General features: G+C 54.1%; 21 protein-coding genes. 5 read left to right on the forward strand and 16 right to left on the reverse strand.

The window, feature by feature from the left end; genetic code table 11:
• Window positions 1-2: 2 nt before the first annotated feature.
• Complete coding sequence (gene metE / locus HV261_RS01950; protein WP_202037300.1) at window positions 3-2,264, reverse strand: 5-methyltetrahydropteroyltriglutamate--homocysteine S-methyltransferase; 2,262 nt, start codon at window positions 2,262-2,264, stop codon at window positions 3-5.
• A 235-nt stretch (window positions 2,265-2,499) separates the two neighbouring features.
• Between metE and metR the strand changes: the two genes are divergently transcribed.
• Window positions 2,500-3,453 carry an HTH-type transcriptional regulator MetR gene (gene metR, locus HV261_RS01955; RefSeq protein ID WP_202037301.1) on the forward strand — a complete coding sequence of 318 codons (954 nt, stop codon included), beginning with the start codon at window positions 2,500-2,502 and terminating at the stop codon, window positions 3,451-3,453.
• Here the strand turns inward: metR and HV261_RS01960 are convergent.
• The 3 genes from HV261_RS01960 to pldB all read right to left on the reverse strand — a co-directional run bounded on the left by HV261_RS01960 (window position 3,341) and on the right by pldB (window position 6,152).
• Window positions 3,341-4,240, reverse strand: a complete 900-nt coding sequence (locus tag HV261_RS01960; protein WP_202037302.1) for a carboxylate/amino acid/amine transporter — start codon at window positions 4,238-4,240, stop codon at window positions 3,341-3,343. The two genes, metR and HV261_RS01960, sit on opposite strands and share 113 nt — an antisense overlap.
• Window positions 4,241-4,319: 79 nt before the next feature.
• Window positions 4,320-5,120, reverse strand: coding sequence for a sugar/pyridoxal phosphate phosphatase YigL (yigL, locus tag HV261_RS01965; RefSeq protein WP_202037303.1), 801 nt, complete (start codon window positions 5,118-5,120; stop codon window positions 4,320-4,322).
• Between the two features lie 15 nt (window positions 5,121-5,135).
• On the reverse strand, window positions 5,136-6,152 hold the full coding sequence (gene pldB / locus HV261_RS01970) for a lysophospholipase L2 (RefSeq protein ID WP_137383159.1): 1,017 nt from the start codon (window positions 6,150-6,152) through the stop codon (window positions 5,136-5,138).
• A 110-nt stretch (window positions 6,153-6,262) separates the two neighbouring features.
• Between pldB and rhtB the strand changes: the two genes are divergently transcribed.
• Window positions 6,263-6,883, forward strand: coding sequence for a homoserine/homoserine lactone efflux protein (gene rhtB / locus HV261_RS01975; protein WP_202037304.1), 621 nt, complete (start codon window positions 6,263-6,265; stop codon window positions 6,881-6,883).
• 45 nt (window positions 6,884-6,928) lie between these two features.
• On the opposite strand, the gene rhtC is transcribed toward rhtB, so the two are convergent.
• The 3 genes from rhtC to pldA form a co-directional block, all read right to left on the reverse strand.
• Window positions 6,929-7,549, reverse strand: coding sequence for a threonine export protein RhtC (rhtC, locus tag HV261_RS01980; RefSeq protein WP_003828942.1), 621 nt, complete (start codon window positions 7,547-7,549; stop codon window positions 6,929-6,931).
• 64 nt (window positions 7,550-7,613) lie between these two features.
• A complete protein-coding gene (gene recQ, locus HV261_RS01985) occupies window positions 7,614-9,443 on the reverse strand; it encodes an ATP-dependent DNA helicase RecQ (RefSeq protein WP_202037305.1) in 1,830 nt (609 codons plus the stop codon).
• 87 nt (window positions 9,444-9,530) lie between these two features.
• Window positions 9,531-10,400, reverse strand: a complete 870-nt coding sequence (pldA, locus tag HV261_RS01990) for a phospholipase A (protein WP_137383162.1) — start codon at window positions 10,398-10,400, stop codon at window positions 9,531-9,533.
• 165 nt (window positions 10,401-10,565) lie between these two features.
• Here pldA and yigI point away from each other — a divergent pair, with 165 nt between their 5' ends.
• On the forward strand, window positions 10,566-11,033 hold the full coding sequence (yigI, locus tag HV261_RS01995) for an acyl-CoA thioesterase YigI (protein WP_005133301.1): 468 nt from the start codon (window positions 10,566-10,568) through the stop codon (window positions 11,031-11,033).
• 51 nt (window positions 11,034-11,084) lie between these two features.
• Window positions 11,085-11,978, forward strand: a complete 894-nt coding sequence (rarD, locus tag HV261_RS02000) for an EamA family transporter RarD (RefSeq protein WP_202037306.1) — start codon at window positions 11,085-11,087, stop codon at window positions 11,976-11,978.
• Between the two features lie 73 nt (window positions 11,979-12,051).
• Here rarD and corA read toward each other — a convergent pair whose 3' ends face one another.
• The 8 genes from corA to lptM all read right to left on the reverse strand — a co-directional run bounded on the left by corA (window position 12,052) and on the right by lptM (window position 19,071).
• Window positions 12,052-13,002, reverse strand: a complete 951-nt coding sequence (gene corA, locus HV261_RS02005; protein ID WP_003017920.1) for a magnesium/cobalt transporter CorA — start codon at window positions 13,000-13,002, stop codon at window positions 12,052-12,054.
• Window positions 13,003-13,156: 154 nt separating this feature from the next.
• Window positions 13,157-13,213 carry a YsgD/CorL family protein gene (ysgD, locus tag HV261_RS27510; protein ID WP_212723238.1) on the reverse strand — a complete coding sequence of 19 codons (57 nt, stop codon included), beginning with the start codon at window positions 13,211-13,213 and terminating at the stop codon, window positions 13,157-13,159.
• Window positions 13,214-13,460: 247 nt separating this feature from the next.
• Window positions 13,461-15,623, reverse strand: a complete 2,163-nt coding sequence (gene uvrD / locus HV261_RS02010) for a DNA helicase II (protein ID WP_202037307.1) — start codon at window positions 15,621-15,623, stop codon at window positions 13,461-13,463.
• A 64-nt stretch (window positions 15,624-15,687) separates the two neighbouring features.
• Window positions 15,688-16,404, reverse strand: a complete 717-nt coding sequence (yigB, locus tag HV261_RS02015; protein WP_202037308.1) for a 5-amino-6-(5-phospho-D-ribitylamino)uracil phosphatase YigB — start codon at window positions 16,402-16,404, stop codon at window positions 15,688-15,690.
• On the reverse strand, window positions 16,404-17,306 hold the full coding sequence (gene xerC, locus HV261_RS02020; RefSeq protein ID WP_137383166.1) for a tyrosine recombinase XerC: 903 nt from the start codon (window positions 17,304-17,306) through the stop codon (window positions 16,404-16,406). Before xerC ends, yigB begins: the two co-directional genes overlap by 1 nt.
• Window positions 17,303-18,010, reverse strand: coding sequence for a DUF484 domain-containing protein (locus HV261_RS02025; RefSeq protein ID WP_137383167.1), 708 nt, complete (start codon window positions 18,008-18,010; stop codon window positions 17,303-17,305). The genes xerC and HV261_RS02025 overlap by 4 nt, the downstream gene beginning before the upstream one ends.
• Window positions 18,007-18,831, reverse strand: a complete 825-nt coding sequence (gene dapF, locus HV261_RS02030; RefSeq protein WP_040230073.1) for a diaminopimelate epimerase — start codon at window positions 18,829-18,831, stop codon at window positions 18,007-18,009. The genes HV261_RS02025 and dapF overlap by 4 nt, the downstream gene beginning before the upstream one ends.
• A gap of 36 nt (window positions 18,832-18,867) precedes the next feature.
• Window positions 18,868-19,071, reverse strand: coding sequence for an LPS translocon maturation chaperone LptM (lptM, locus tag HV261_RS02035; protein WP_005133315.1), 204 nt, complete (start codon window positions 19,069-19,071; stop codon window positions 18,868-18,870).
• 137 nt (window positions 19,072-19,208) lie between these two features.
• Between lptM and cyaY the strand changes: the two genes are divergently transcribed.
• Window positions 19,209-19,529: an iron donor protein CyaY gene (gene cyaY / locus HV261_RS02040; RefSeq protein WP_003828967.1), complete on the forward strand. Its 321-nt coding sequence runs from the start codon at window positions 19,209-19,211 to the stop codon at window positions 19,527-19,529.
• 76 nt (window positions 19,530-19,605) lie between these two features.
• Here the strand turns inward: cyaY and cyaA are convergent, their stop codons facing one another.
• Complete coding sequence (cyaA, locus tag HV261_RS02045; protein ID WP_202039645.1) at window positions 19,606-22,152, reverse strand: class I adenylate cyclase; 2,547 nt, start codon at window positions 22,150-22,152, stop codon at window positions 19,606-19,608.
• Window positions 22,153-22,331: the final 179 nt, after the last annotated feature.

Raw genomic sequence — 22,331 nt, forward strand, 5'->3', positions numbered from 1 at the left:
CGTTAAGCCTGACGCAGATTCTGCGCAGCTTTGACCATATTAGCCAGCGCAGCCCGAGTTTCCGGCCAGCCGCGCGTTTTCAGGCCACAGTCCGGGTTCACCCACAGACGCTCAGCCGGAATACGCTGTTGCGCTTTCTTCAGCAGGGCTTCAATCCACTCCACGCTCGGGACGTTCGGTGAGTGAATATCATAGACGCCCGGCCCGATTTCGTTCGGGTAATCGAACTCTTCAAACGACTCGAGCAGTTCCATATCAGAGCGTGAGGTTTCGATGGTGATCACGTCCGCATCCAGCGCGGCAATGGAATCCATGATGTCGTTAAACTCGCAGTAACACATATGGGTGTGGATCTGAGTTTCATCCCTCGCCACCGCTGCGTTGATGCGGAAGGCTTCAACGCCCCATTCCAGATATGCCGCCCAGTCACTGCGACGCAGCGGCAGGCCTTCACGCAGTGCAGGTTCATCAATCTGAATAATACCGATACCCGCCGCTTCCAGATCTGCCACTTCATCACGCAACGCCAACGCAATCTGTTTCGCGATCGTTTCACGGGTCACATCTTCACGCGGGAACGACCAGCAAAGAATGGTCACCGGTCCGGTCAGCATGCCTTTAACCGGTTTGTCAGTCAGCGACTGCGCGTATTTAGCCCACTCAACGGTAATCGCTTCCGGGCGGCTGACGTCGCCAATCACCACCGGCGGTTTCACGCAGCGTGAGCCGTAGCTCTGCACCCAACCATTCTGGGTAAAGACGAAGCCGTCCAGATGTTCGCCAAAGTATTCGACCATGTCGTTACGTTCAGCTTCACCGTGTACCAGTACGTCGAGGCCCAGACGTTCCTGCTCAACAATCGCCTGTTTGATATGTTCTGCGATCCCTGTACGGTAGTTGCCGGCATCCAGGTTGCCCTTTTTGAAGTCCAGGCGCAGACCGCGAATTTCGGTGGTTTGCGGGAATGAGCCGATCGTGGTGGTCGGCCATGCCGGCAGATTAAAGCGGGCACGTTGCGCCTCGGCGCGAACCGGGTAAGCGTTGGCGCGCTGGCTGTCTTGGGCGGTGATCGCCGCCAGACGTTTTTCCACTGCGGCGTTGTGTACACGGGTGGAGTGGCGACGCGCCTGAATCGGTGTGCTCCATTCAACCAGCGCCGTGGTATCGCCGCTGTTCAGCGCATCACGTAGTAGCGCCAGCTCACCGCATTTTTGCAGCGCGAAGGCAAACCAACTCTTCACTTCGGCATCCAGGCGGGTTTCAACGCTCAGGTCAATTGGGCTGTGCAGCAGGGAGCAGGAAGAGGCTACCCACAGCGAACGTTTCCCGACGATATCTTTAATTTGTGCGTATTTTTCGCTGAGATCGGCGCGCCAGACGTTACGACCATTTACCAGACCCGCAGACAGCAGCCAGTTGGCAGGCAGGCGCTTATGCAACTCGGCGACATCATCCTTACCATGGACCAGGTCAACATGCAGACCCTGCACCGGCAGCGCGGTGATGGTGTCCAGATTCGGGGTCACGCCCTCAAAATAAGTGGTCAGCAGTAGCTTCACCTGGCCGGTCAGCGCATCGTATGCCGGTTTGAAGGCATTCAGCCACGCCTGCGGCAGTTCCAGCACCAGCGCTGGCTCATCAATTTGCACCCACTCAATACCGCGTTTCGCCAGCTCAGCCAGCACCTGCTGGTAAACCGGTAGAATGTCGTTCAGCAGGCTCAGGCGATCGAACTGCTCACCCTTCACTTTACCCAGCCAGAGGTAAGTTACCGGGCCAAGCAGTACGGGTTTTACCTTGTGGCCGAGTGCCAGCGCTTCGTCCACTTCATCCAGCAGTTGGGTCCAGGTCAGTTTGAACTGCTGACCTTTGGTGAACTCCGGCACCATGTAGTGGTAGTTGGTATTAAACCATTTGGTCATTTCTGCCGCCGCCGCCGGTTCACCCGTCGGTGCGCGGCCACGGCCAATACGGAATAAGGTGTCAATATCAACGGAGCCATCTTTATTTTGATGACGAGCCGGAACGTTACCCAACAGCAGGCTGGTGGTCAACACGTGATCGTACCAGGCAAAATCACCCACCGGCAGCAGGTCAACGCCCGCCTGCTTCTGCTGATCCCAGTGGCGGGCACGCAGCTCGCGGCCAACGGTCAGCAACTCTTCACGGGAAGAATTACCCGCCCAGTAACTTTCTTGCGCTTTTTTCAACTCGCGACGCAGGCCAACGCGAGGGAAACCGAGGGTGTGATTCAATATTGTCATTTTTCTTCCTCTAATTATATGTAAATCCTATTGATTTTGAATTTAGGGAAGGCGGCAAGTTTGCTCATCCCCAAGAGCTTACTGAAGTAAGAGACCGGGGTGGAGAAACGCAGCCAACGCACCATAAATTTAAAAGACGAAGGATTTTAGCCGTCCAGATGTTTACACATCCATATTTGCCAGTTACTGTATATTCCTCAAGCGCAATTTGTTCATGCCGAAGTGAAGGACTTTCATGATCGAGATTAAACACCTGAAAACGCTCCAGGCGTTGCGGAACAGTGGCTCTCTGGCTGCAGCAGCGGCCACGTTGCATCAGACGCAATCCGCCCTTTCTCACCAGTTCAGCGATCTGGAGCAGCGCCTTGGCTTTCGGCTTTTTGTCCGCAAGAGCCAACCTTTGCGTTTTACGCCACAGGGTGAAATTCTGCTCCAGTTGGCAAACCAGGTATTGCCGCAAATAGGTCGCGCGCTACAGGCATGCAACGAACCGCAGCAAACCCGATTACGTATCGCGATTGAATGCCACAGTTGCATTCAGTGGCTGACGCCCGCGTTGGAGAATTTTCGTGCCAACTGGCCGCAGGTGGAGATGGATTTTAAATCCGGCGTGACCTTCGATCCGCAACCGGCGTTACAGCAGGATGAGCTGGATCTGGTGATGACATCCGATATTCTGCCGCGCAGCGGATTGCACTATTCACCGATGTTCGATTTTGAAGTACGCCTGATCCTGGCCCCCGACCATCCGCTGGCCAGCAAAACGCAAATCACACCGGAAGATTTGGCCAGCGAAACCCTGCTTATTTATCCGGTGCAGCGTAGTCGGTTGGATGTCTGGCGGCATTTCCTGCAGCCCGCAGGCGTTAGCCCATCGCTGAAGAGCGTGGATAACACACTGCTGCTGATTCAGATGGTTGCCGCAAAAATGGGTATCGCGGCTTTGCCGCACTGGGTAGTAGAGAGTTTTGAACGCCAGGGTCTGGTCGTAACCAAAACCCTGGGCGATGGGCTGTGGAGCCGACTGTACGCCGCCGTGCGCGACGGAGAACAGCGCCAGCCGGTAACAGAAGCGTTTATTCGTTCAGCGCGGAATCACGCCTGTGACCACCTGCCGTTTGTGCGGAGTGCGGAACGACCCACTTACGATGTACCCACAGTGAAGCCACTATCACAGCCGCGCCAATGATAAAGCTTGGCCAGTGCGGTTGTTGGTGCCAGATAGCCAGGTTGACCAGCAGCCCCGCCGGCACATGCATATTGTTCATAATACCCAACGTACCGGCATCCACCTGCGTCGCGCCGTAGTTCCACATAAAGTAACCAATGCCGGACGCCGCCACGCCAAGAAACACCAGAATTACCCACTGTAGCGTAGTTGCAGGCATTTTCTGCGCATTGCCCAGCATGAACCAGGCCACGACCGCCACCATAAAGGCGCCCATATAAAACCAGGCAAAGGCGTTGTGTTGTGGCATCGGGCGCGTTTCCATCAGGCGTTTGTAACCCACCATACCGATGGCAAAGCTAATGTTAGAAAGCTGTACCAGCAGCAGGCCGGTCCAGAAGTGGCTGGTCACCTGATCGTAACGGATAATCCCTGCACCAATTACCGCCAGTAGTGCGCTGAACGCATAGCTCCAACGTAAACGGCGCCCGCTCATCAGGTCATAAATTAGCGTAATGTACAACGGTGTCAGAACGGTAAAGAGCAGCAACTCTGAAACCGTCAGATACAGATAGGCGTGGAAACTCAGCATATACATGATGCCAAGCTGCATGGCGCCCACCAGCATATACAGCGCGATTGTTTTTACGCTGTGCCCACGGGTACGCAAAAACGGTAAAAACACCAACGCCGCCAGCCCAACGCGCACCAGCACCGCAAAATAGCTATCGACATGACCGGCAAGGTACTCGCCAAACAGGCTAAAGGAGAAGGCCCACAGAATTGTGGTAATGATGAGTAACGCCACAATGGATGTCTCTTAACAAAAGGTCACCCATTGTAGCGAAGAACACGGTTGACAACTGGTCAACTAACGAACAACAACGTTACTGCAGAAAAAGCTCACGCAGATAATGCGGCACGGCATCGTCGGCATTGAGGCCAATCACGTCCAGTTCCGGATGCAGATCCTTCAGGCGTTGATGCGCGTTGCCCATGATACAGCCTTTGCCTGCCATGGAGAGCATCTCCGCGTCGTTCATACCGTCGCCGAAGGCAATACAGTCCTTCAGGCTATAGCCCATCGCTTTCGCCACAGCTTCCAGCGCATGGCCTTTCGACACGCCACCTGCCATCACTTCCAGGCACGTCAGTGTGGAGAAACTGACGTTCACACGATCGCCCCAGCGGGCGTTAATCGCCTGTTCCAGCGGCAGCAATCTTTCGTGAGAATCGGTGGTGAAGAACACTTTGCTGACGCCTTCCGGCTCCAGCAGCGCAGGTTCAAACAGTGAATAATTGAATACCGCCTCTTTAAAGAAACGCATTTCTTCCGGGCGGTGGCGGTTCATGAACCACTCATCATCGCGGTAAACGTTCGTCACGATATCCGGGTTGGCGTTCACAACACCAAACAGATCGCTGGCAATGTCGCGATCCAGGTTGTGGGAAAACACCAGATTTCCGTCAGGATCGTGCACGCGGGCACCGTTGGACGTGATCATGTAGGTTTTAATGCCGAGGTTATCGCGAATTTGCCCCACATCAACATGATGACGACCAGTGGCAAACACGAAGTGAACACCGCGAGCCGTCAGAAGTTTCAGCGTCTCTTTGGCATAAGGGGACAAAGTATGGTCGGGAGAAAGCAGCGTACCGTCTAAATCAGACGCAACAACCTGATACATAAGAAAATTAAACCTCTAGGAAAAGCGAGTTCCGCTGGATGAGTTATGCCTGTTGAAAAAATCAACAATGGCGTTAAGCGCGACTGAGCGCATGGCGTCCTTTTCGAAAAGGATCTCATGGTACGCGCCTTTTATGACAAGCGGCTGACCTCCTTCTACCGGATGGCCTGCTGCAGCGCGGAGTTCACAAAAACGATCGTGCATGCGGTTATCCACCACACGCTCTTCTTCGGCCTGAATAAGCAGCGCTGGCGTTGCGTCATCACCCGCTCCGGCCAGAACCTGTTCGCCCGCCTGAATGCCTTCACGCACCCAGTGATAGGTAGGGCCACCCACACGTAACCGTGGATCATCTGCGTAGAAGCGTAGGTTACGCCGATAGCGCTGTCGACTATGGGTAAGCGCATTCATACCGAATGGCAGCGCCCGCCAGCGGCCGGTCCCCATCGCATAGCCTTCACGGATGCGCGGATGCCCTTCGGCCCAGTCAAGAATGTGGCGCACCATCCAGTCGGGAAAACGCATCACGATACCAAACATGGGCGCACAAAGCGCAATGGCATCACATTGATTTGGATGGCGCTGCAGGAACAGCGTGGCAATCGCGCCGCCCATGGAATGCGCCAGTATATAGCGTTTTCGCCACGGGCCAGGTTGTACTTCCTGCTGCCAGAAGGCGGCTAAATCATCGACGTAGTCATTAAAGTTATCGACATGACCACGATGTGGGTCCGATAGCATCCGCCCGGAACGCCCCTGACCACGGTGATCGATAATGAGTACGTCAAAACCAGAATGAAACAGGTCATACGCCAGCTCAGCGTATTTCACATAGCTTTCAATGCGCCCAGGACAGACAACGATGACGCGATCGTTTTTTTCGGCACGAAAGCGAACAAAATGTACGGGAACATCATCTACACCCGTAAACTCCGCTTCCTCCCGCTGGTGCCAGAAATCTGTCAGTGGCCCCATGGAAAAAGCGGCAAACGCGTTTTCTCTTGTTTCCCAGTCTTTTTGCTGCTGAAACATCGGGTATCCAGCCTCGCTGACCAAGTAAAATCGTTTTTTTCGCCGAGCCTGATACAACGCAACGGCAGTAGCGTATTGTGGCATAAAAATAGACAATCCGGGAGTTTCTCATGACCTTTGAATGGTGGTTCGCCTACCTGCTGACCTCTATTATTTTGAGCTTGTCTCCGGGCTCTGGCGCAATCAATACCATGACAACCGCCATCAGCCATGGCTATCGTGGCGCCAGCGCGTCGATTGCCGGTTTGCAGACCGGGCTTGCCATTCATATCGTACTGGTTGGCGTTGGGCTGGGGACACTGTTCTCACGCTCAGTCATCGCGTTTGAAGTGCTGAAGTGGGCGGGAGCGGCCTATTTGATTTGGTTAGGCATTCAGCAATGGCGGGCAGCGGGCGCTATCGATCTGAACACCATGGCAAACACGCAAACACGCAGCCGCCTGTTCAAAAGGGCGGTTTTCGTTAACCTGACCAACCCTAAAAGCATTGTGTTTCTCGCCGCCCTGTTCCCACAGTTCATCATGCCGCAAGAACCTCAGGTCATGCAGTATGTGGTGCTTGGTATCACCACCATCGTGGTCGATATCATTGTGATGATCGGTTACGCGACGCTGGCCACCCGCATTGCGGGCTGGATTAAGGGGCCAAAGCAAATGAAGGCGCTGAACAAGGTGTTTGGTTCACTGTTTATGCTGATAGGTGCCCTGCTGGCGTCGGCAAGGCATGCGTGATGTGAGTGCCGGATGGCGCTAACGCTTATCCGGCCTGCTGGTAAATTAGCGCGAAATAATCAGGTGAATACCGAAGCCCGCGAACAGCGCACCGGCAAAACCATCGATCCACTTCGCCAGACGCTGATAACCACGACGCATTTTCGGCAGTGCAAACAGGCTGGCGACCACGGTAAACCACGCCAGCGTTTCCACGATAATGAGGGCAAAGATCCCCCAACGTGCGCCCGTTCCTACGTTATCGCCAACGAACAATGAGAACACGGAGCCAAAGTAGATAATGGCTTTAGGGTTCGCCAGATTGGTGAGCAGACCTTTTAAAAAGCTGCGTCCGCTCTGCGCCAGCTCAACCTGTGGAGTGGGAGCAGCAACGTCCTGTTTTTTAAACGCGCCGCGCAGCATCTGGTAGCCCATCCAACACAGATACAGCCCCCCGCCGACCATAATAATGGTATGCAGCCAGGCCATTTTTTCGATGATCAGGTGTAAACCGAGCAGTGCCACGCCAGCCCATACCATGACGCCACAGGTAATACCCAGCACACCCATCATCGCTTCTTTACGCGAACGGCTCACAGCCGTTTGAGAGACAAAGAAAAAATCGGGACCGGGACTCATCAGTGCAACGATATGCACCAACGCAACGGTGAAAAATAGCGTTAACATAAAAATGACTCGCGGGGGAAATAGTTCAGTGAGTCACCATCCTGGCACTTTTTTGCCCGGCTGACTACTCTTCGTCGTCGCCATCAACGTGTGCACGAATAAGCGCCATAAACTCTTTGCCGAAACGCTCAAGTTTACGCATGCCCACGCCGTTGACGCTTAACATTTCGCTCGGAGAAACCGGCATCTGCTCGGCCATTTCTATCAGCGTCGCATCATTGAAAACCACGTACGGCGGGATATTTTCTTCATCGGCAATCGCTTTACGCAGCTTACGCAATTTGGCGAAGAGCTTGCGGTCGTAGTTGCCGCCAAAGGATTTCTGCATCGCACGCGGTTTCAGCGCCACGATACGCGGCACGGCCAGCTGTAACGCAACATCACCGCGCAACACCGGACGCGCGGCTTCGGTTAACTGTAACGCGGAGTGGTGGGCAATATTCTGCGTCACCAGCCCAAGATGAATAAGCTGGCGAATAACGCTCACCCAATGTTCATGGCTCTGTTCACGACCAATGCCATAGACCGGCAGCTTGTCATGGGCCAGCTCGCGAATACGTTGGTTATTGGCTCCGCGTAAGACTTCCACGACATACCCCATACCAAAGCGTTGGTTGACGCGATAGATTGTCGACAGCGCCTTACGCGCATCCATTAAGCCATCGTACTGTTTTGGCGGATCGAGGCAAATATCGCAGTTGCCGCACGGCTCCTGACGCCCTTCACCAAAATAATTCAGCAATACCAGACGACGACAGGTTTGCGCCTCGGCAAACGCTCCCATCGCATTGAGTTTATGCCGTTCAATATCCAGTAACTGCCCGGCTGGTTTTTCTTCCAGGCAACGGCGCAGCCATGCCATATCAGCCGGATCGTAAAACAGCATCGCTTCCGCAGGCAGGCCGTCACGCCCGGCGCGGCCGGTTTCCTGGTAATAGGATTCGATGTTACGCGGGATATCAAAATGCACCACAAAGCGTACGTTAGGTTTGTTGATTCCCATCCCGAACGCTACAGTCGCCACCACGATTTGCAGGTCATCGCGCTGGAATTTCTCCTGCACTTCAGCACGTACACTGTTTTCCAGCCCGGCATGATAGGCCCCCGCGCTGATGCCGCGGCTTTGCAGACGCGCAGCGGTGTCTTCTACTTTAGCGCGGCTGTTGCAATAGATAATGCCGGACTTACCGCGCTGCTCTTGCACGTAGCGCATCAGCTGATCGAGCGGCTTAAACTTCTCCATCAGCATGTAGCGAATATTTGGCCGGTCAAAACTGCTGATCTGAATGAGCGGATCGTTCAACCCCAGCAGACGCACAATATCCAGGCGGGTGGTGTCATCCGCGGTCGCGGTCAGCGCTACAAACGGCAGGGTTGGGAAACGCTGACGTAACTGGCCCAGCGCAGCGTACTCGGGGCGGAAATCGTGCCCCCATTGCGAGATGCAGTGCGCTTCATCAACGGCCAGCAACACCGGATTCCAGTGCGCCAGATGTTCGAGGAAGTTATCCAGCATCAAACGTTCGGGCGCAATGTACAGCAAACGAATTTGCCCGCTGCGACAGCCAGCCATGACCTCAAGCTGCTGTTCACGACTTTGGGTAGAGTTCAGACATGCCGCCGCCACGCCGTTTGCTAATAATTGGTCGACCTGATCTTTCATCAGGGAAATAAGCGGCGAGACAACAACGGTGAGTCCGTTCAGCAATAATGCGGGGATTTGATAGCACAGGGATTTACCACCACCGGTCGGCATGACGACCAGGCAGTCGCGACCAGAAAGCACAGTATCGATGATTTCTTCCTGCCCAGGGCGAAACTGTTGGTAGCCAAAGGTTTCCTGCAAAACCTGTTTAGCGCCCATTTCCAGATTCAACACTTCCGCCTGCGCCACATTAACCCCATTAGCCTTAAAGAAAAACAGGCGCTATTTTCAGCGCCTGAGAGAGAAACTGCAATGATTAAAATGCTATCAAACCTATCAGAAGATATCGTTGAGCATCACACCCACACCCACACGCGTCTGATTGAAATTGTAGTCGATCAGCGATTCGCCGTAGCCGCTATAGACCTGGGTGTAGAAGCGAACATGCTTAGTGATCGGGTAGCTCGCGCCGATTTCAGCACCACCGTAACCGGTATTCCAGTTGTACTGGCCTTTCACGCTGATGACGGCATCACCGAGGTGATAGCCCATTTTCAGCTGGTAGTAGCCCATGTATTTGGTGATGTCGGGGTTATCGTCAGTGCTGCCGATGACGTACCACGGTTTAACCTCCACCAGCCAGTTGCCATTTTCAGCCATCAGACGAGTGTACAGGCGGTTCCAGCTGCGCGAGGTGGGATCGGATCGGCCATTTGAATCATGGTTATAGCCCATTTCGACATCACGTAGCGTCCAGCCAGCAAAGCGATAATCCGTGGCGAAACCCAGAAACAGCTGTGGCTCGTAGTTAGTTTCACGAAACGGTGAAGACTCTTCACTATTAGAAAGCTGCCACCAGGATTTCTGAGTATATGAACCACCGAGCACTGAATTCGGGCCCAAAATCCCGCGCCAAAGCGGAAATGCCAGGCTTAGTTGAAACTTAACCTCATCTTTGCGCGCATTATCCGACCAGTTATAGCTGCTGATCGCCTCTTTGTTCATGTCGCTGGTATTGGTGTAGATGAGATAGTTGGTGTCATAGGGGTACAGCGTGAAAGGATTATCGTGTTCTTGCAGCATATTGGCGATAATACTGCCTCTCACTGCTGGTGCATCATGAATCTCTTTCACTGTCGCTTCCTGCGCATACGCGGTCAACGGCAGCATGACTGCTGGTAGTAACCAACCCAGAATCGCCCGCATCGGTAGTGTTCTCCTGAACCAAAATATTGATGAATTGTATAATTATCTGCCAAGTATTCTACATACTTAGCTAGTTCCTCGTTAGTTATCCCGTCCTAAAGTAGAAAACAACAAATAATAAGCATAATATCAACATTTCATTAACCAATAAGGTATCGGGATCGTATGTCTGCTGTTCTTACTGCTGAGCAAGCCCTTAAATTAGTGGGTGAAATGTTTGTCTATCATATGCCGTTTAATCGGGCATTGGGGCTGGAACTGGAACGTTATGAAAAAGAATTTGCGCAATTAGCGTTTAATAACCAACCGATGATGGTCGGCAACTGGGCACAAAGCATCCTGCACGGCGGGGTGATCGCCTCAGCGCTGGACGTTGCCGCCGGGCTGGTGTGCGTTGGCAGTACGCTAACCCGCCACGAGACCATCAGCGAGGACGAGTTACGCCAGCGCATGTCACGAATGGGCACCATCGATCTGCGCGTTGATTACCTGCGACCAGGCAGAGGGAATCGCTTTACGGCCACCAGCAGTCTGCTGCGAGCAGGCAATAAAGTGGCAGTCGCACGGGTGGAACTGCATAACGAAGAACAGCTTTATATCGCCAGTGCAACTGCCACTTATATGGTGGGGTAAGCGCCTGAAAAAAGGTAAACTACGGTTACTTTTCTGCAATGAGTTCTCCCAATGGATGCTAAACAAACGCGGCAGGGCGTGTTACTCGCTCTTGCTGCCTATTTTATTTGGGGTATCGCTCCCGCCTACTTCAAACTGATTTACTACGTCCCGGCGGATGAGATCCTGACGCACCGCGTTATCTGGTCATTTTTCTTTATGGTGGCGCTGATGAGCGTTAGTCGCCAATGGTCAGGTGTCAAAACGCTGCTGCAAACGCCAAAGAAGATTTTTCTGCTGGCGCTCTCGGCGGTCCTAATCGGCGGAAACTGGCTGCTCTTTATCTGGGCGGTCAATAACCACCATATGCTGGAAGCCAGCCTCGGTTACTTTATTAACCCGCTGGTGAATATCGTGTTGGGGATGATTTTCCTCGGAGAACGCTTCCGTCGTATGCAGTGGCTTGCGGTCTTATTAGCCGCTTGTGGCGTGCTGGTGCAGCTATGGACCTTTGGCTCCCTGCCAATAATTGCGCTGGGGCTGGCATTCAGCTTTGCTTTTTATGGTTTGGTACGCAAGAAAATCGCTGTCGAAGCGCAAACCGGCATGCTGATCGAAACCCTGTGGCTCTTGCCCGTTGCGGCCATCTATCTGTTTGGTATCGCAGACAGCCCGACCAGCCATATGGGTCAGAACCCCATGTCGCTTAATCTGCTGCTGATTGCTGCGGGTGTCGTGACCACAATCCCGCTGCTGTGCTTTACCGGTGCGGCAACCCGTCTACGTCTGTCCACGCTGGGCTTTTTCCAGTATATAGGGCCAACGCTGATGTTCCTGCTGGCGGTAACGTTCTACGGTGAAGTGCCGGGAGCGGATAAAATGGTCACCTTCGCCTTTATCTGGGTGGCGCTGGCAATTTTCGTGATGGATGCGATTTATACGCAACGACGGATTCGTCGGAGCTAGGGGAGTGCCGGATGGCGCTTCGCTTATCCGGCCTACAAAAGCACATCGCCGTAGGCCGGATAAAGCACAGTTATTACAGCCAGTTCTTGCGCTTAAAGTACAGATACGGCGCCAGACCCGCGAGCATCATAAAGACAATCGCGCCAGGATAACCGAAGCTCCAGTGCAGCTCTGGCATAAACTCAAAGTTCATCCCGTAGCTGGAAGCGACCAGCGTCGGCGGCAGGAACACGACAGAAACCACCGAGAAGATCTTGATGATGCGGTTCTGCTCGATGTTGATAAAGCCCATCGCCGCCTGCATCAGGAAGTTAACCTTCTGGAACAGTGATTCGTTGTGCGGCAACAGGGACTCGATATCGCGCAGGATCTCACGCGCCTGCTCCAGCTGACTGCCCGGCAGACGCGCTTTACGCACCAGAAAGTTCAGTGCGCGCTGGGTATCCATCAGACACAGGCGTACCTTCCAGCCGATATCTTCCAGCTCCGCAAGCGTCGATAGCGCTTCGTCGTACTCATCACCCTGACGCCCTTCCATAATCACGCGACTGAGTTTTTCCAGATCGCTGTAGATGTTTTCTATTTCATCCGCCAGCTGTTCGATTTTGGTTTCGAACAGGTCGAGCAGCAGCTCGTAGGCGTTGCCATCCACCATCGCCTGATTGCGCGCACGCATGCGGTACAGGCGGAAAGCCGGCAGTTCGCGCTCGCGCAGGGTAAACAAGCGACCTTCGCGAATGGTAAATGCGACGGTTGAGTTGCCCGCGTGATCGTCGGCGTCTTCATAAAAGAAGAAGGAGTGGATGTGCAAACCGTCTTCGTCTTCAAAAAAACGTGCGGATGCTTCGATGTCTTCCAGTTCAGGGCGCGTAGCCAGATTCTGGCCCAAGTCCTTTTGCACACGGTTTCGTTCTTCGTCATCCGGCTCGACTAAATCGACCCAAACCGAACTGGCCAGGTGCTCGATCTCATCCGCCTCAAGGCGAGTTAAACGATTGTTTTCCAGTTGAAATGCGCTCAGCATGACCGGGACTCCCAATGCAAAAAATTATCGGACAGTTCGGAGGGCACACAGAAACAAATTGGGTTTCAGACCATTAAACAGCCTGACTCAGCGCGACGGGAAAAAACAGAAGGTCGCTGACAACCGCGAAGGCTATCAGCAAAAAGGGATAGCCTTAGGAGTTGATCCTGGATGACAGGATAATGAGCCAGTATCTACTGGGTGTGTCCAAGGCGAATGTCCTCTTAGCGTAATCGTGCGCGCATGTTACGCCAGCAAAATTTTGACGTCAACACGCAACGGATGGCGAAAAAGTAATAATTTCCCCTTATACAGAAAGGTTAGCAGAGGGGAATTATTTATCTATGATTTCAGAATATTAACCGACAGGTTGCCGGATGTCGGCTTCGCCTTATCCGGCCTACAAATCAAAATATTACGTTCTGCGTAGGCCTGATAAGCGCAGCGACATCAGGCGATCATACCGTTTCCAGTCTGGCGTAGGCGGCAACCAGCCATTTGATCCCCTGCCCCTGGAATGCGACCTGCAAACGACTGTGTTCGCCGCTTCCTTCCAGATTAACGATGGTGCCCTCGCCAAACTTAGCGTGGCGCACGCGCTGGCCGAGCTTGTAGCCGGTATCATTTTCCGCCATTGGCGTGCCCATCCGCTGATGACTCACCGGGCGGCTAACCGTGGCACGCAGGCGAACCTCTTCAACGCACGCTTCCGGCAGTTCGCCGATAAAGCGCGACGGACGATGGTAAACCTCTTTGCCGTACAGACGACGCGTCTCGGCATAGGTCAGCGTCAGCTTCTGCATCGCGCGGGTTACACCGACGTAAGCCAGGCGGCGCTCTTCTTCGAGGCGACCACCTTCGTCCAGCGACATCTGGCTGGGGAACATGCCTTCTTCCATTCCCACGATAAACACCTGCGGGAACTCCAGACCTTTCGCCGAGTGCAGCGTCATCAGCTGTACCGCGTCCTGCCAGGTATCCGCCTGCCCTTCGCCCGCTTCCAGCGCGGCGTGAGACAGGAACGCCTGCAGCGGCATTAAGTCTTCGTCTTCTTCGTTGTAGCTGAACTGGCGCGTTGCCGTCACCAGTTCGTCTAAGTTTTCGATACGCGTCTGGCCTTTCTCGCCTTTTTCCTGCTCGTACATCATGCGCAAGCCGGAGTCTTTAATCACCCGGTCAGTCTGCACGTGCAGAGGCATATCGGCGGTCTCCTGCGCCAGTGCCTCAATCAGCTCCATAAAGCGCTGTAGAGCGCTGGCAGCGCGACCCGCAAGGGCTTTTTCCTGCAACAGCTCACGACAGGCCTGCCACAGCGTTAGCTGGCGGTCACGGGAGGTCTGGCGCACCACATCCAGCGTACGATCGCCAATCCCGCGCGTCGGTGTATTCACCACGCGTTCAAACGCAGCATCATCGTTGCGGTTAGCGATCAGACGCAGGTAAGAGAGCGCATCTTTGATTTCCTGGCGTTCAAAGAAGCGCATTCCACCGTAGATACGGTACGGCATGCTAGCCTGTAACAGCGCCTCTTCCAGTACGCGCGACTGGGCGTTGCTGCGATACAGAATGGCGCATTGTTCCAGCGCGCCGCCGTTGTCCTGCCAGGTTTTGATGCGGTTAACCACAAAGCGCGCTTCATCGAGTTCGTTGAATGCGCAATACAGAGAGATCGGTTCGCCGTCGACGCCGTCGGTCCACAGCTTTTTACCCAGACGCCCGTTGTTGTTTTCAATCAGGGCGTTGGCCGAGCTGAGGATGTTGTTGGTCGAACGGTAGTTCTGCTCCAGACGAATGGTTTCTGCGCCGGGGAAGTCAGTGAGGAAGCGCTGGATGTTTTCAACCTGCGCGCCGCGCCAGCCGTAAATTGACTGGTCGTCATCACCCACGATCATCACTTTGCCGCTGTCGCCCGCCAGCAGGCGGATCCACGCGTACTGAATGTTGTTGGTATCCTGGAATTCGTCCACCAGGATATTGGTAAAGCGTTCGCGGTAGTGCTGCAGGATATGCGGCTTGTTGAGCCACAGTTCATGGGCACGCAGCAGCAGCTCGGCGAAATCCACCAGCCCCGCACGGTCGCACGCTTCCTGGTAGGCCTGATAGACTTTCTGCCAGGTTTGCTCAACTGGATTTCCGTAGCTCTGTAAATGGTGCGGGCGCAGCCCTTCGTCTTTCTGGCTGTTGATGAACCACATCGCCTGACGCGGCGGCCACTGCTTCTCATCCAGATTCATTGCTTTGATCAGGCGCTTAAGCAGACGCAACTGGTCTTCGCTGTCGAGGATCTGGAAATCCTGCGGCAGGTTGGCATCCATATGGTGCGCACGCAGCAGACGGTGCGCCAGACCGTGGAAGGTCCCCACCCACATACCGCCCTGGCTGGTGCCCATGATCTGACCAATACGGTGACGCATTTCCGCCGCCGCTTTGTTGGTAAACGTCACCGCCATAATGGAGTACGGCGAGTTGTTCTCAACCGTCAGTAACCAGGCGATACGGTGCACCAGCACACGCGTTTTACCACTCCCCGCGCCCGCCAGAACCAGCATGTTGCTGCGTGGCGCGGCCACAGCCTGGCGCTGTTCGTCATTGAGGCTATCGAGCAGGTAAGAAACGTCCATTGGCACCGCCGGAATCAACAGGGCCCCACCGGACCCCTGGGAATTTATACAGAGTTGTTGGTGATTATATCAGCGAGGTCAGAGATGCCAACTGTGAAATTTCAATATGCGGAAGTAAACGGCTGTCAGCGGTTTGCATCAGGTCGGCATTTTCCGGTTTGATCCAGCAAGCCTGCATGCCGCAACGAATGGCACCGGCAACGTCTGTCGTCAGGTCATCACCCACATGCAGGATTTCCCCCACAGGTAGATTCAGTTTTTCCGCGGCCAGCGAGTACATGTCGCTGAACGGTTTTGATCGCCCATCCGGGCCCGCACGAAGTACAAACTCAAAATAATCGCCCAGGCCAAACAGCTCTGGTTGCGCATTACCGTTGGTGATCGCCACCAGCGGCCATTTGCGAGCCAGTGCCTTTAACGTGTCATGCGTTGTCTGCGGGACGTCGATACGGCTACGCCATTTGGCGAAATTCATCATCGCTGCATTCGCCCCCATTCTGGCTTCTGCCTCTGACAGCCCCGCCTCCAGCATAGCGCGCTCGACGGCTCGGTGACGCCATTGGGTAACATCGTGGTAGATTTCCGGCTCAGCGTCGCGCACAACCTGGCGTAAGCGCTGGAGGTCACTATTTTGCAACGTGCGCAGCGCGGGATGGTAATTTTGGACAAAAGCGAGCGCTTCCTGCTCGGTGCGTGTGATAACGGGACGGTTATCGTAAAGGGTGTCATCAAGGTCAAAGGTGAGCGCAGAAATGTGCCCCAAAGGCCGGTAAAAACGCATTATTTCCCCCGTTTGGCGCGTGGATGCGCCGCATCGTACACTGAAGCCAGGTGTTGAAAGTCAAGATGGGTATAGATTTGGGTCGTTGAGAGGTTGGCATGCCCCAATAACTCCTGCACACCGCGCAGATCGCCGCTCGACTCCAGCATATGTGTCGCAAAAGAGTGGCGCAATTTGTGGGGATGCACGTGACTGTTAAGCCCCTGTTTAATCCCCCACTCGGCAAAGCGTTTCTGCACGTTACGCGCAGAGATGCGTTTGCCCAGTTTTGACAGGAACAGCGCATCGTCATCGCTGCCAAACAGTCCGCGCAGATCCAACCAGTGCTCAATCCACGCCACCGCATTGCGGCCAATCGGCAGACGGCGTTCTTTACTGCCCTTGCCCATCACCCATACTTCGCCAGTATCAAGATCGAGATGTTTAATATCCAGCCCCACCAGTTCAGACAGACGCAGCCCTGCGCCGTACATCACTTCCAACATCGCCCGGTCGCGCACGGCGAGGGGATCGTTGAGATCGATATCCAGCAGGCGATTAACATCATCAACGTCGATATTTTTGGGCAAATGGCGCGGCGCTTTCGGCGCGGAAACACTTTTTGCCGGATTAGCGTTCAGCTCGCCCTGATTAACCATCCAGTCGAAGAAACTGCGCAGTGCAGACAGGCGCAAAGCCAGACTGGCTGGCCCCAGTCCTTTACGGCGACTACGCACGGCAAAACTACGAACCATCGAAGCGTCACACTGCTGCCAGCTTTGCAGACCGGTTTCTCCGGCTAACGCAATGATGGCATCAAGCTGACGCTGATAATTTAGCAATGTGATCGGGCTAAGCTGGCGCTCAACGCCCAGATAGCGCAAAAAGCGCGCCACATCCTGAGAAAGGGGTGAATCGGTCATACGCGTTCAATCCAACGCTCCAGCAGTTCCGGCAACATCAGCGAGATTTCCTGCAATAACTGCGTGCCCTGCCCCTGCTGGTAATGATTGGCATCACGGCTACTGAACAACATGACACCAAGAGAGCCATCTGGCCCCAACATCGACATTGCCACCGAGCCGATGGCTTTCGCTTCCGGCATCATGACTAACAATTCCGGGCCGTGGAGTGGTCCAAGGTAGTGCTGTGACTGGCCCAGACGCTGAATGCGCAGCGGTTCGAAAGCCTGGCGGCTTAATGCCAGATGGGTGAATTTCGAGGGCGCGCCAAGTCGCCAGCGATCCGGAAACAGACGAACCGTCGCTCCCGCCAGCCCTAACTCACGCGCCCAGCGATGAAGTCGCATCAGCATGTCGTCGAGACTGTTCGCGGACACCAGTCGTCCTTGCAGATTTAACAGTCGATAGAACAAGCTTTCGTTGGCATTCGCTTGTTCCATCAACAACGCCATGTTCTCTTCCAGCACGTTGATATGATTGCGTGCCCGCGCCATATGCCATTCAACTAAAGAGACCGTGCCCCGCACCGGATGCGGGACGCGCATCGCTTCAACCGCTTGAGCATTACGGATAAAAAACTCAGGATTACGTTGCAGATAATCGACGACCGCCCGGTCGTCCAGTTCCATGAGCGTTTCCTGTAGTTCTTCCCCTGGTTGCTTCATAAGTGAATAAATCCGTCGTAGACATGTGCCGCCGGGCCAGTCATATATAACGGATGACCCGGACCTTTCCAGGCGATATCAAGTCGACCGCCCGGTAATTCCACCCTCACTTCATCTGCCAGCAGGCCCTGCTGAATACCGACAGCGACAGCCGCACACGCGCCGCTGCCGCAAGCCTGCGTTTCACCCGCGCCACGCTCATAAACACGCAGTCGGATATGCTCACGCTTGACCACTTGCATAAAGCCGATATTGGCGCGTTCAGGGAAGCGTTCATGGCTTTCCAGAACCGGTCCCAGTGTTTCCACCGTGGCCGTATCAACATCATCAACCTGAATCACGCAATGCGGATTCCCCATTGAAACCACGCCGCACAATACTGTCTGCTCGGCCACTCGCATAATATAGGTCTTCTCTGCTTTATTGGCACGAAAAGGGACCTGCGAGGGTTCAAAGTTGGGTTCGCCCATATTCACCCGCACCAGCTCGTCGTCCGTTACGCTTAATACCATGCGGCCATTCGCGGTACTGACTCGAATATCACGCTTATTCGTCAGCCCTTTCAGGCGCACAAAACGGGCAAAGCAACGAGCGCCATTGCCACACTGCGAGACTTCGCTGCCATCAGCATTAAAAATGCGGTAATGGAAATCCAGCTCCGGATCGTACGGCGGCTCGACGACCAGCAGTTGATCGAACCCAACACCCAGATGCCTGTCAGACAAGCGACGGATCAGCTCGGGTGAAAAAAAGACATTCTGCGTTACCGCGTCGACGACCATAAAATCGTTGCCAAGGCCATGCATTTTAGAGAATTGCATTGTTTACTCCGTTCACGCGGGTACAGAAACTTACCGTCAGTAATTCACCTGAGAAGGCCCATCACTGATTCCACGATCGTTTTTATCCGGCGTCGTAGATTGTGCTGGCGACTGAATGCTCTTCGTCGGAGGCGGCGCGTTTTTGTCTGCTGGCGGGAAATAGAGAGGTCCCTTCAGACCACAGCCCGTCAGGCTGAACAGTGTAAAAAGTACAGCGAGTGCCTGAAACACGTTTTTCATTATGTATTGCCTGTAAGTTCATGCTTTCTGTTTTCTATCATCGCAGGAGAAGGCGTAAAAGCAAGAGTTTGGCTAAAAACTGCAACGTGATTTATTCCGCGTTATACTGCGACCATCACGAAAAACAGGATAAAAAAATGAACGACAGTGAATTTCATCGCCTTGCCGACACCCTGTGGATGACCATTGAAGAGCGTCTGGACGACTGGGACGGCGACAGCGATATCGATTGTGAGATCAACGGTGGCGTACTGACCATCAGCTTCGAAAATGGCAGCAAAATTATCATTAACCGTCAGGAGCCGCTGCACCAGGTATGGTTGGCCACTAAACAGGGCGGTTACCATTTTGACCTGAAAGGCGACGAGTGGATTTGCGACCGCAGCGGTGAAACCTTCTGGGATCTGCTGGAACAGGCGGCAACGCAGCAAGCGGGTGAAGAGGTGAGCTTCCGTTAAGTTGTAGTGCCGGATGCGCTTCGCTTATCCGGCCTACGGTAGACCCGGTAAGCGTAGCGCCACCGGGAAAGTTAACTCACGAGAAATACTGCTGCAACAGCGGCGTGTCGTTATCCTGACTGGTTTGCGGGACCGGACTAATCGGCTGAGTGCGGAACGGGATCACCTGTGCGCGCCCGTCAGTTTTCACAATCTGATAAAACTGCGGCAGGTTAAAGTTGATAAAACTGGAGCCGTAAGTGAAGCGATCGTGCGACGATGAATAGAAGCGGCTGACATCCCGCACCAGCTCTTCTTTACTGCCTTCACAGTGGTGATACACCTCGACACGGTTACTCTCGTCAAGAATGTAGATGTTAAAGCCCTGCTCATCACCCGTCTCTTCAAAAAAGAACTGAATGATCCCTTCGCTGGCAAAACCGTCCACCACCGACGGCAATTTCACATGGTTGGTCTCAACCTGGACGGAAAGACCGTGCAATTTGTTGTGCGAAATCGCGCCATAGAATTCAATGGCGTTTTCCAGTTTCTGCACCGAGACGTTCAGGCGTTCGAAGAACAGGCCCCACGTCTGACCGGAAACGCGCAGCGCTTTGAAGCGTCCGGTTTCCTGGCGCGTACTGGACAGGCGCAGTTCGATGCACTCAGACACCAGTTGCTGGACACGCGTGCGGATCAAACCACGCAAATGCTGGCTGTAACAGAACACGTCAACGCTATCCGGCGGCGCGGCATCCTGATGCATTTTGCCCAGAATCGTTTTTAACGCTTCAATCATCGCCTGCTCGCCGTTGAAGTGCAGGGTTCGCACTTCATTCCACGAGTTGCGATACAGCAGGTCTACGCTACCCACCAGGCAATTTTGCTCTTCGCCAAAGCTGAAGACATCCAGCTTACGGAAATCAAAATGCACGACCTGATTGCGAAACGCCGCCGTCGGGTCATATTCGAGGTTGACGATAATCGCCAGATGGCGAATTTCGCACGGACTGTACAGCGCTTTCGGCGTTGGTGCCGGCAGACGCAGCGGGAAGTGGTGCGAGACATCGGCGACCATCTCCTGCAGCTTCGGCAAGTCGACAATACCGTTACCCTTAATAAACAAATGCGTACGCGATGTCAGCAGACCGTTAAACCACGCCCACGCCACCAGCTTATTGAGGTAGCGGTTATATTCCAGCGGCTGATGGCTGATGATCGAATCCATGTTAGGCGCACGGTTGTAGAGATACCAACCCGAACGGTTGGCGCGACCTGGCGGCACGTGGATAAAGGTCAGATTGGGTTCTGAGAGATCCGGTGAGATCTGCGGGTTCACCAGCGTCACTTTGCCGGGCAAGGCTTCAAAAGCGGCATACAGCTTACGGGTCAGCACGCCAATATCCTGCGGACTAGCGCTGACGCTAAGATTGTTGCGGCGCGCAAAACGGATCAAATTACGATAGCTCTGCATCATTGCGTCGAGCAGTTCGTTGTGCGCTTCGCGTACCTGGTCAATTTTCCAGTTGGCGCGGTTATCCAGCATCGTCAGGCGGGCTTCATCCCAACCCCACTCTTGTACTAACTGACTTAACACTTCACGACGCCAGCCCACGCAGGCGCGTTCACGGCTCAGTTTCTCACAGACTTTTAAGTAGAAACATCGACGTACTAAATCCAGGCGCGTCGGATCTTCGATCGCCGTGAGGTACTCGGTAACGCGCTCCAGCATCATGCAGTATGGGTCGAGACCAAAAGAGACAATCTCGCCGTCGTGCAGGCGCTGTTTAATGTCTTTCGCCAACAGGCGTGGATTGGGGTATTCCCAGGAATAGGCTTCCAGCAGCAGCGTTTTCAGCACCGCTTTGTACGGGGAATCGATACTCTTGTACAACTGCCAGAGGCTGGCACCAAAGTACTCTTCGGCGGAAAGCGAACTGAGTCCCCCCAGATCCAGCCATTCGTTTGGCGTTAACACCCCCTGCGCGTAGAGCGTCATGACGTAATCGTCGTAATGCTCTTCTTCATCGCCAGGCACCATATTCCACAAAATACGTTTACCTGCGAGGCGCACAGCGGTGCGATAGAATTCATCAAGCAGCAGAATATGCTGCGTCGAGCCACAGTCCTCACCACCCAGACTGCCGCTTTCATTATGGCGGAAACGGTTTTCATCAATCAGGAAGAAACTGACTTCCACGCCCAGCGAGGCGGCCCAACTTTCCAGCAGGCTGCATTTACGTTGCAGCAGCTGCCGCTCTTCGCTATCCAGCCAGGATTGATGGCAGACCCAGATATCGAGGTCTGAGGAACAGCTTTGCCCTACGGAAGAGGTGCTGCCCATAGAGTAAACGCCGGTGATCGGCAGTTCGCCCTTTGGAGGGTCCTGCGGTGACATACCGCGGTACAGTTCCAGCTCATTCAGGTAGTGGCGTTGGGTTTCATCAGGCGTGTAAAAGCATATGCCTTTGGGAACGTTACCATCGAGGTAACCCGGCATCAGTGGGTGGTGGTAGTGCAATAATGTCGGCAGCAGACTGTATACCTGCTGGAAGGCAGGTCCCATGGCAGCAAGCGCGCGATCCACACGCAGTTGATTTATGGCATCCAGTCTCTGTTTCAGAGTCTCAATATAGAGGTACAAGACGTATCGCCTGATGTTGCTATCCATCATGTTGTCGATTGCTGCGGCGCAAGCGCTCATCAACAATCTTCAGCAATTCGGATAAACCGTATGTCAAAAATAACCGTTACCGTTTTTTCACCCCCATTTTTTTAGGGAGTACAGCCGAAAAAATGGTCTAAAACGTGATCAATTTAACA

This window comes from Citrobacter sp. RHBSTW-00671 (assembly GCF_014103415.1).
Taxonomy (GTDB): domain Bacteria; phylum Pseudomonadota; class Gammaproteobacteria; order Enterobacterales; family Enterobacteriaceae; genus Citrobacter.

Excerpts from the sequence above, each read along its gene's own strand:
- metR (WP_202037301.1), top strand. The coding sequence starts at position 2,500 with ATGATCGAGATTAAACACCTGAAAACGCTCCAGGCGTTGCGGAACAGT.
- lptM (WP_005133315.1), bottom strand. The coding sequence starts at position 19,071 with ATGAAAAACGTGTTTCAGGCACTCGCTGTACTTTTTACACTGTTCAGC.
- uvrD (WP_202037307.1), bottom strand. The coding sequence starts at position 15,623 with ATGGACGTTTCTTACCTGCTCGATAGCCTCAATGACGAACAGCGCCAG.
- xerC (WP_137383166.1), bottom strand. The coding sequence starts at position 17,306 with ATGACCGATTCACCCCTTTCTCAGGATGTGGCGCGCTTTTTGCGCTAT.
- pldB (WP_137383159.1), bottom strand. The coding sequence starts at position 6,152 with ATGTTTCAGCAGCAAAAAGACTGGGAAACAAGAGAAAACGCGTTTGCC.
- yigI (WP_005133301.1), top strand. The coding sequence starts at position 10,566 with ATGTCTGCTGTTCTTACTGCTGAGCAAGCCCTTAAATTAGTGGGTGAA.
- pldA (WP_137383162.1), bottom strand. The coding sequence starts at position 10,400 with ATGCGGGCGATTCTGGGTTGGTTACTACCAGCAGTCATGCTGCCGTTG.
- metE (WP_202037300.1), bottom strand. The coding sequence starts at position 2,264 with ATGACAATATTGAATCACACCCTCGGTTTCCCTCGCGTTGGCCTGCGT.
- dapF (WP_040230073.1), bottom strand. The coding sequence starts at position 18,831 with ATGCAATTCTCTAAAATGCATGGCCTTGGCAACGATTTTATGGTCGTC.
- yigB (WP_202037308.1), bottom strand. The coding sequence starts at position 16,404 with ATGCGTTTTTACCGGCCTTTGGGGCACATTTCTGCGCTCACCTTTGAC.
- HV261_RS02025 (WP_137383167.1), bottom strand. The coding sequence starts at position 18,010 with ATGAAGCAACCAGGGGAAGAACTACAGGAAACGCTCATGGAACTGGAC.
- rhtC (WP_003828942.1), bottom strand. The coding sequence starts at position 7,549 with ATGTTAACGCTATTTTTCACCGTTGCGTTGGTGCATATCGTTGCACTG.
- corA (WP_003017920.1), bottom strand. The coding sequence starts at position 13,002 with ATGCTGAGCGCATTTCAACTGGAAAACAATCGTTTAACTCGCCTTGAG.
- rarD (WP_202037306.1), top strand. The coding sequence starts at position 11,085 with ATGGATGCTAAACAAACGCGGCAGGGCGTGTTACTCGCTCTTGCTGCC.
- yigL (WP_202037303.1), bottom strand. The coding sequence starts at position 5,120 with ATGTATCAGGTTGTTGCGTCTGATTTAGACGGTACGCTGCTTTCTCCC.
- cyaY (WP_003828967.1), top strand. The coding sequence starts at position 19,209 with ATGAACGACAGTGAATTTCATCGCCTTGCCGACACCCTGTGGATGACC.
- rhtB (WP_202037304.1), top strand. The coding sequence starts at position 6,263 with ATGACCTTTGAATGGTGGTTCGCCTACCTGCTGACCTCTATTATTTTG.